This window comes from Candidatus Atribacteria bacterium, from assembly GCA_011056645.1.
Taxonomy (GTDB): domain Bacteria; phylum Atribacterota; class Phoenicimicrobiia; order Phoenicimicrobiales; family Phoenicimicrobiaceae; genus Sediminicultor; species Sediminicultor quartus.
On the sequence record DSEL01000050.1, the window covers coordinates 1 to 7,794 of the forward strand.

A 7,794-nucleotide genomic window follows, 5' to 3' on the forward strand; every position below is an offset into this window, starting at 1 on the left:
AGTATTCAGTAAATAAAGTGCAGTAATAAGTAATATGTAATTAGTCATAAGTTGTAAGTCTCAGTTTTCAGGTTGCAAGTTGCAAGTTTCTAAAAAGCTCAGAATGCATATGAGTTGCATTATTATACGCCATTTTAATGAACCATAAACCATAAACTGAAAACTTATATTTAATACTAGCGACTATTCACTAACGACTAGCGACTATATACTAATTAAGGAGAGAAGGTAGTAAAGATGATACAAATGCAAACGCGTTTATTCGTTGCGGATAATTCGGGTGCCAAAGAAATACAATGTATAAAAGTATTGGGTGGTTCTCAAAGGAGATATGCTAGAATAGGAGACATTATTGTTGCTTCAGTTAAAGTAGCAGCAGTAGGTGGAACCTGCAAAAAAGGTGAAGTTATTAAGGCGGTGGTAGTAAGAACCAGAAAAGAACTTGGTCGATCAGATGGTTCTTATATTAGGTTTGACGATAATGCGGCAGTTATTATTAATAATCAAAATGAACCGGTTGGAACCAGAATATTTGGGCCGGTTGCACGGGAATTAAGAAATAAAAATTTTATGAAGATAATTTCACTAGCACCTGAGGTAGTATAAAAAGGGAGGGTAGCGATTTGGTTAGCAATAAAATTAGTTTTAGAAAAGGTGACAAAGTATTGGTTATCATCGGAGAAGATAAAGGTAAAAAAGGAAAAATTGTTCGTATTTTTCCTAAAAAGATGGAAGTTATAGTGGAAGGTGTTAATTTTTTAAAAAAACACTCTAAGCCCACCCAAAAAGTTCCTCAGGGAGGAATAGTCAAGCAGGAAGGCGCATTGCATACTTCAAACGTCAGACTAATTTGTAACAAATGTAATATACCTACTGCTATTAGAAGAGAGAAAATTAAAGAGGGCAAAAGAGTAAGAGTGTGTAAAAAATGCGGAGAAATAATAGATAAGGTTTAGGAGGTTGGATGATGCCCCGATTAAAGGATAAATATTTGAAACAAGTTGTACCGGAAATGATGAAAAAATTTAAATATAAAAGCGTGATGGCTGTCCCCAAATTGGAAAAAACAATAATTAATATTGGGTTAGGAAGTGCTATAAAAGATTCAAAAATTATGGATGAGGCAGTAAAGGAATTAGCCGTAATTAGCGGTCAAAAACCTATCATCACCCGGGCTAAAAAATCTATATCTAACTTTGGAGTTAGAAAAGATATGCCAGTAGGTTGCAAGGTTACCTTACGGAATGATAAAATGTATGAATTCTTAGATAAATTTATCAATATAGCTATTGCAAGAATTCGAGATTTTAGAGGTATCCCTTCTGATTCTTTTGATGGAAGAGGGAATTATACTGTTGGTGTAAAGGAACAGTTAATTTTTCCTGAAATAGATTTTGATCAAGTAACTACTACTTTAGGAATGAATATTACTATTGTCACAAGTGCATTAAATGATGAAGAGGGAAAAGCTTTTTTAGAATTAATGGGAGTACCATTTAAAAAGTAGTGTATTGTATTTCGTGGTGCTATTGTGCCCATAAAATACAAAACTTATAATAGAAATGCTGAAGTAATCAAAAATTTAGGAGCATAGGATCCTGTTTATGATTCCTGAATTTTCACTATATATGATTCACGAATAACGAGACATAAATTAATAGTTAATTCATATTATGGAATAAAAGGAGGAAATAGTGTGGCCAAAACAGCCCTAGTAGAAAAAGCCAAAAAAGAACCAAGATATAAAGTAAGAAAATATTTTCGTTGCAATATTTGTGGAAGACCTCGAGGCTATATGCGAAAATTTGGTATTTGCAGAATATGTTTCCGAAAAATGGCCCACAGAGGAGAATTACCAGGGGTAACTAAATCAAGCTGGTAAGATATATTTAACGAAATCTATTATAATGATTTGGATTAAAAAGAGAGGAGGATATTATATATGAGTGTTGTAACGGATCCTGTTGCTGATATGCTCACTAGAATTAGAAATGCTAACAAGGTGCGGCATGATTCTTTAATTGTACCATCATCAAAGTTAAAATTAGAAGTTACTCGTATATTAAAAGACGAAGGTTTTATTAGAGATTACAAGCATAGAGAGGATAAGAAACAAGGTCAATTGACTATTTATTTAAAGTATATTAATAAAGAAAAGACCATTAATAACCTGAAAAGAATTAGTAAGCCTGGATTAAGAGTCTATGCGAAAAAAGATGAGATTCCAGAAGTGTTAGGTGGTCTTGGGATAGCTATCATTTCTACCTCCAAAGGTATAATGACTGGTAAAGAGGCTTTACAGCGTCATCTTGGAGGGGAAGTAATTTGCTATATTTGGTAAATATAAATCAATATAAGGCTCGATTCATCGAAGCCAATTAGAAAATTACTAAAAAAATACGGGTTGAAATAAATTTTACTCGTATACTAACTATATTCTAAACGCTGTACGCTAAAAATAATACGGGACGCGATATATATACAGTATACGAAAATGGGAGGTTTTATATGTCCAGGATAGGGAGGATGCCAGTAAAAATTCCTCAGGGAGTTAAAGTTGAATTAAATAATAATAAAATAAAAGTATCCGGAGAAAAAGGCGTTTTAGAAAGAAACATTCATCCAGATATTAAGGTAAAGATAGAAGAAAATCAGATTTATGTTTCCAGGTCTTCCGATGATAAATTTCATCGTTCTTTACATGGATTAAGTAGAAGCTTGATTAATAATTTAGTAAAAGGTGTGTTTTCAGGCTTTGAAAAAATATTGGAAATACAGGGAGTAGGTTACCGAGCAACCCTTGAAGGCGGTAAAATGGCTATTCAGGTAGGTTATTCTCATCCCGTAAATGTTGACCCACCAAAAGGAATTGAGTTTGAAGTAGAAAAACAAAAGATAATAAAAATCAAAGGCATAGATAAGGAACTAGTAGGTGAAACTGCAGCTAAAATAAGGTTATTACGGAAACCAGAGCCCTATAAAGGAAAAGGAATAAGATATATTGATGAAGTAGTGAGAAGAAAAGTTGGTAAAACTGGCGCAAAATAATCAATGAAAAATAATTTAATTGCTTACCTGGTTATTAGTTAAAAAATTAATACCGAGCAGGCATAGATACAAGTAAGTTGTATCTTCTTGTGCTTTAGATACAGGGTATCGCCTTTAAGATTCTTGATTAAATTCTGGTTTTATTCACGCGATTCCATAATATGAATTACTATTTTCTAGGATTAACATATAGGAAGGGAGTGCTGATATTGATGATTGAAAGAAGTAAAAGATTAGCTCGGATAAAAAGACATAAAAGAGTACGGAAAAACATATCCGGTACTAGTGAAAGGCCGCGATTATGCATTTTCAGGAGTTTAAAACATATATACGCTCAGGCAATTGATGATCAGAAAGGGATAACTTTAGTATCTCTATCTACACTCAATCCCGAAATAAGGAAAAAAGAGAAATATCAGGGTAACATAAAAGCTGCTGAAACGCTGGGTAGTTTTTTAGCTAAAAAATTAGAGGAAAAGGGCATAAAAAAAGTAGTATTCGATCGGGGGGGTTACCTTTATCACGGGCGAGTAAAAGCTGTCGCAGAGAACGTTAGAAAAGGAAAGATAGTCTTTTAATATATAAATAAAATAGGAAAAAATTAGTAAAAAATCGAACACCAAAAATATAGTAAGAAAAAATGAGAGAGGAGGTGGATTAGTGCTAAAGATAAACCCTGAAGGTTTAGAGTTAAGCGAGGCAGTTGTTTTTGTAAATAGAGTCAGTAAAGTAGTAAAAGGTGGAAGACGATTTGGGTTTTCCGCTATGGTTGTCGTAGGAAATGGCGAAGGAATAGTAGGCATAGGTTATGGAAAAGCTAAAGACGTTTCCGAAGCAATTAAAAAAGGAGTGGCAAAAGCAAAAAAGAGTTTAATAAAACTAAGAATAAAAAAAGGAACTATCCCTTATACAGTTATAGGAAGATATGGAGCTGCTCGGGTTTTTATGAAACCAGCCTCTCCTGGAACCGGAGTTATTGCTGGTGGATCCGTTCGAACGATATTAGAAGCTGCAGGATATCAAAATATATTAACAAAATCCTTAGGAAGTGATAATAATTTGAATATTGCTAAAGCTACCATGGATGCTCTGGTAAGTTTAAAAGATGCGAAAAATGTTGCAAAATTAAGAGGAAAAAGTGTATTGGAAATGTATAGGCAAGGATTACAGCCAAGGGAGGTAACAAGTAATGAAATTAAATAATTTATACCTAGATCCTAAATCAGTTAAAAAACGCAAAAGAGTAGGCAGAGGTTGTGGCTCAGGTCATGGTTTTACTTCCTGCCGAGGATCGAAAGGTCAAAATTCTCGTGCTGGCGGTGGAGTTAGACCTGGTTTTGAAGGCGGTCAGATGCCTCTCTATAGAAGAATTCCTAAAAGGGGTTTTACCAGTATATTCAAAAAAAATTATAGTATCGTAAATGTTGGACGATTAAATATATTTGAAGATGGCGATATAATTACTCAGAAAGAATTAATTAATAAGGGAATTATAAAAAAAGTAGGCCATGGAGTAAAAATATTAGCTAAAGGTGGTTTAAACAAAAAATTAACTATCAAGGCACATAAGTTTAGCCAGAAAGCGATAAGCGAGATTGAATCAGCTGGTGGGAAGATAGAGGTGATATAATTGTTAGACACTTTACGTAATTTATTTAAAATTCCAGATTTAAAGAAAAGATTAATTTTTACCCTAGGAATGTTAGTGGTAGTTAGACTTGGTAGTCACCTCCCTTTGCCTGGTATAGATAAAGAGGCAATGGCTAATTTATTTGCTCAGGGAGGAATATTAGGTTTTTTTGATCTATTCGCAGGAGGAGCATTAAGTCGTTTTTCTGTTTTTGCTTTAGGAATAATGCCCTATATTAATGCATCTATTATTATGAGTCTTTTGCAATCTGTTGTGCCAATCTTAGAACAATGGGCTAAAGAGGGAGAAGATGGAAGAGCTAAAATAACTGCAATTACTCGTTATGCAACAGTATTTTTAGCTATTGTCCAGGCTTTTGGAATAAGTGTTTGGCTGCAAAATATGGGTGTATTGATGATTTCGGGAAGTGCTTTTAGATTCTTATTATTAATAACCCTTACTGCCGGAACTTGTTTTTTAATGTGGTTAGGTGAACAGATTACTGATTTTGGTATTGGTAACGGGATTTCTATAATTATTTTTGGGGGAATTATTGCCAGAATTCCCTCCCAAATTATTCAAACCGGTCAACTTTTAAAAGTTGGAGAAATTGGCATTTTACCATTGGTAACCTTATTGGTAGTTTTCGTAGTGGTTATTGGAGGAGTTATTGCTATTCAAAAAGGTCAGAGAAGAATACCGGTTCAGTACGCAAAAAGAGTAATAGGACGTAGAATGTACGGTGGACAAGGGACGCATATTCCCTTACGTGTAAATCAGGCTGGAGTTATTCCTATAATATTTGCTTCGGCAATATTACTTTTTCCGGCTACTATTGCACAATTTTTACAAAATATTGCTTTTATGAAAAGTCTGGCTGATGCTCTTTCGCCGGGACAGCCTTTATACCTTGTTTTGTACTCTATATTAATCATAATTTTTACTTTCTTTTATACGGCGATTACCTTTAATCCTGCCAACATGGCAGACAATATGAAAAAGTACGGAGGTTTTATTCCTGGGATAAGACCTGGGAAAAGTACTACCGTTTACATTGATCATATAATGACTCGAATTACACTAAGTGGCGCATTATTTTTAGCCATAATTGCTATTCTACCAAATATTTTAATAAAAATTACCGGAATTACTACTTTTTATTTCGGAGGAACATCTGTGTTAATTATGGTAGGAGTAGCTTTGGAAACCGTTCAACAAATAGAATCACATATGCTAATGAGGCACTATGAAGGATTTATCAAGAAATAGTTTCTGCGCACTAATATATATCGTACGTATTTACTTAACTGGTTAGTTGGTTACTTAATTTATTGGTTATAATCCTGGCCATAAGTTATTAAAATTCATAATGTTGGGGGTTTGATTTATCAAGCCCTCAGACAGGGATCGAGTTAATTTCAAGAAAAGAGGAAGTTATGAGAATAATCTTGTTAGGTCCTCCTGGTGGAGGGAAGGGAACAGTAGCAAAAAGATTGCATGCGGAATTTAATATCCCAATAATTTCCACCGGAGTAATTTTGAGAGAAGCAGTTGGTAAAAAGAATAAGTTGGGTATAGAAGTTGAGAATATCATGAGAAAAGGAAGTTTAGTGCCGGATCATATTATTCTGAAAATAATAAAAGAAAGAATAAAAGAGGATGACTGTAAAAAAGGTTACATCTTTGATGGCTTCCCTCGAACTATTGAGCAAGCAAATTCTTTAGATCAATTGAATAAAGAGCTCAATGAATTTATTGACTATGTATTTTATTTCGAGATAGCTTTTTCCGAAATAATACAAAGATTATCCAGTCGTAGGGTATGCAAAAAATGTAGTACTAATTATAATCTATTATTTAACCCGCCTAAAAAAGAAAATATTTGTGATCTCTGCGGTGGAGAATTGTATCAACGAGAGGACGATAAAGAAAAAACTATAAAACATAGATTAGAAGTATTTGATAAACAAACCATACCCTTGAAAAAATATTATAAGGAAAAAAAATTACTAAAAGTGATAGATGCTCATTTAAGTAACAACGCTTTTTTGGAGATTAAAAAAATATTACAAGGGATTTATAATAATTAGAGTAATGATAATTTTAAAATCTTACAAGGAAATTCAATGTATTCGGAAGAGTTGTAAATTAGCTGCGAGCACCTTAAATAAAATATTAGAAAATATTAAAGAGGGAATTACTACTTTAGAGTTAGATAGGATTGCTGAGGAATATATAATAAAACACGGCGCAAAACCTGCGTTTAAGGGTTATAGGATAGAAAAAAATGAATTCCAACATTCTATATGTGTTTCTATAAATGAAGAAGTCGTTCATGGTATTCCCGGAAAGAGAAGATTAAGAGAAGGAGATATTGTAAGTATAGATATCGGAACAAATTTAGAGGGTTACTATGGTGATACTGCCATAACAGTTCCGGTAGGAAAAATAGGACCAAATGACCAAAAACTTTTAGAAATAACTAAAAAATCTTTGTTTAAAGGTATAGAAAAAGCAATTATAGGTAACAGGTTGGGTGATATTTCTTGTGCTATCCAAAAAACAGTAGAAAAATCAAATTTTTCAGTAGTAAGAGAATATGTTGGTCACGGTGTCGGTTGTTATTTGCACGAAGAACCGCAAATACCTAATTATGGTGTTTCCCATACCGGGGTAAAGTTGGAAGAGGGAATGGTATTGGCACTTGAACCCATGGTAAATATTGGTGGCTATAAAACAAAATTGTGTAATAATGGGTGGACAGTTGTAACCGAAGATGGAAGCCGGTCAGCACATTTTGAACATTCTATTGCAATAACTAAAGACGGTAACGAAATATTAACCAATCTTTAAATAATTAACACCTTATAAATAGTGTTATGTAAAAAGATTTTAGGCGGAGGAATAGTTAATGGTAAAAGAAAAGTGCATAGAAATGCAAGGGAAAGTGGTTCAATCTTTGCCAAATGCTACTTTTCGGGTTGAATTGGAAAATGGTTACGAAATATTAGCTCACATTTCAGGTAAAATTAGGATGCATTTTATCAGAATACTACCTGGAGACAGAGTTAAAGTCGAAATGTCACCTTATGATTTAACCCAGGGTAGAATTGTAT

Annotated in this window: 13 protein-coding genes; all 13 read left to right on the plus strand. The window is 33.5% G+C overall.

From position 1 onward, the window contains the following. The first annotated feature begins 237 nt into the window (after positions 1-237). Positions 238-606: a 50S ribosomal protein L14 gene (locus ENO17_01840; GenBank protein HER23786.1), complete on the plus strand. Its 369-nt coding sequence runs from the start codon at positions 238-240 to the stop codon at positions 604-606. A 32-nt stretch (positions 607-638) separates the two neighbouring features. Further along, positions 639-956, plus strand: a complete 318-nt coding sequence (locus ENO17_01845) for a 50S ribosomal protein L24 (GenBank protein ID HER23787.1) — start codon at positions 639-641, stop codon at positions 954-956. Positions 957-967: 11 nt separating this feature from the next. Continuing rightward, entirely contained in the window at positions 968-1,507 is a 540-nt protein-coding gene (locus tag ENO17_01850) for a 50S ribosomal protein L5 (GenBank protein ID HER23788.1), read from the plus strand. A 189-nt stretch (positions 1,508-1,696) separates the two neighbouring features. Continuing rightward, positions 1,697-1,882 carry a type Z 30S ribosomal protein S14 gene (locus tag ENO17_01855; protein ID HER23789.1) on the plus strand — a complete coding sequence of 62 codons (186 nt, stop codon included), beginning with the start codon at positions 1,697-1,699 and terminating at the stop codon, positions 1,880-1,882. A 60-nt stretch (positions 1,883-1,942) separates the two neighbouring features. Then, the gene (locus ENO17_01860; GenBank protein ID HER23790.1) at positions 1,943-2,341 is read left to right on the plus strand and encodes a 30S ribosomal protein S8; all 399 of its coding nucleotides are present in this window, start codon (positions 1,943-1,945) and stop codon (positions 2,339-2,341) included. A gap of 167 nt (positions 2,342-2,508) precedes the next feature. Next, a complete protein-coding gene (locus ENO17_01865; GenBank protein ID HER23791.1) occupies positions 2,509-3,048 on the plus strand; it encodes a 50S ribosomal protein L6 in 540 nt (179 codons plus the stop codon). A gap of 212 nt (positions 3,049-3,260) precedes the next feature. Beyond that, entirely contained in the window at positions 3,261-3,626 is a 366-nt protein-coding gene (locus tag ENO17_01870; protein HER23792.1) for a 50S ribosomal protein L18, read from the plus strand. An 82-nt stretch (positions 3,627-3,708) separates the two neighbouring features. Continuing rightward, complete coding sequence (locus tag ENO17_01875) at positions 3,709-4,251, plus strand: 30S ribosomal protein S5 (GenBank protein ID HER23793.1); 543 nt, start codon at positions 3,709-3,711, stop codon at positions 4,249-4,251. Further along, entirely contained in the window at positions 4,238-4,678 is a 441-nt protein-coding gene (locus ENO17_01880) for a 50S ribosomal protein L15 (GenBank protein ID HER23794.1), read from the plus strand. Before ENO17_01875 ends, ENO17_01880 begins: the two co-directional genes overlap by 14 nt. Next, complete coding sequence (gene secY, locus ENO17_01885; GenBank protein ID HER23795.1) at positions 4,679-5,947, plus strand: preprotein translocase subunit SecY; 1,269 nt, start codon at positions 4,679-4,681, stop codon at positions 5,945-5,947. It abuts the gene before it with no gap. Positions 5,948-6,126: 179 nt separating this feature from the next. Further along, a complete protein-coding gene (locus tag ENO17_01890; protein ID HER23796.1) occupies positions 6,127-6,768 on the plus strand; it encodes an adenylate kinase in 642 nt (213 codons plus the stop codon). A gap of 4 nt (positions 6,769-6,772) precedes the next feature. Then, the gene (gene map, locus ENO17_01895) at positions 6,773-7,531 is read left to right on the plus strand and encodes a type I methionyl aminopeptidase (GenBank protein HER23797.1); all 759 of its coding nucleotides are present in this window, start codon (positions 6,773-6,775) and stop codon (positions 7,529-7,531) included. Between the two features lie 58 nt (positions 7,532-7,589). Next, the coding region (locus ENO17_01900) for a translation initiation factor IF-1 (protein ID HER23798.1) at positions 7,590-7,794 on the plus strand (205 nt) is incomplete at its 3' end.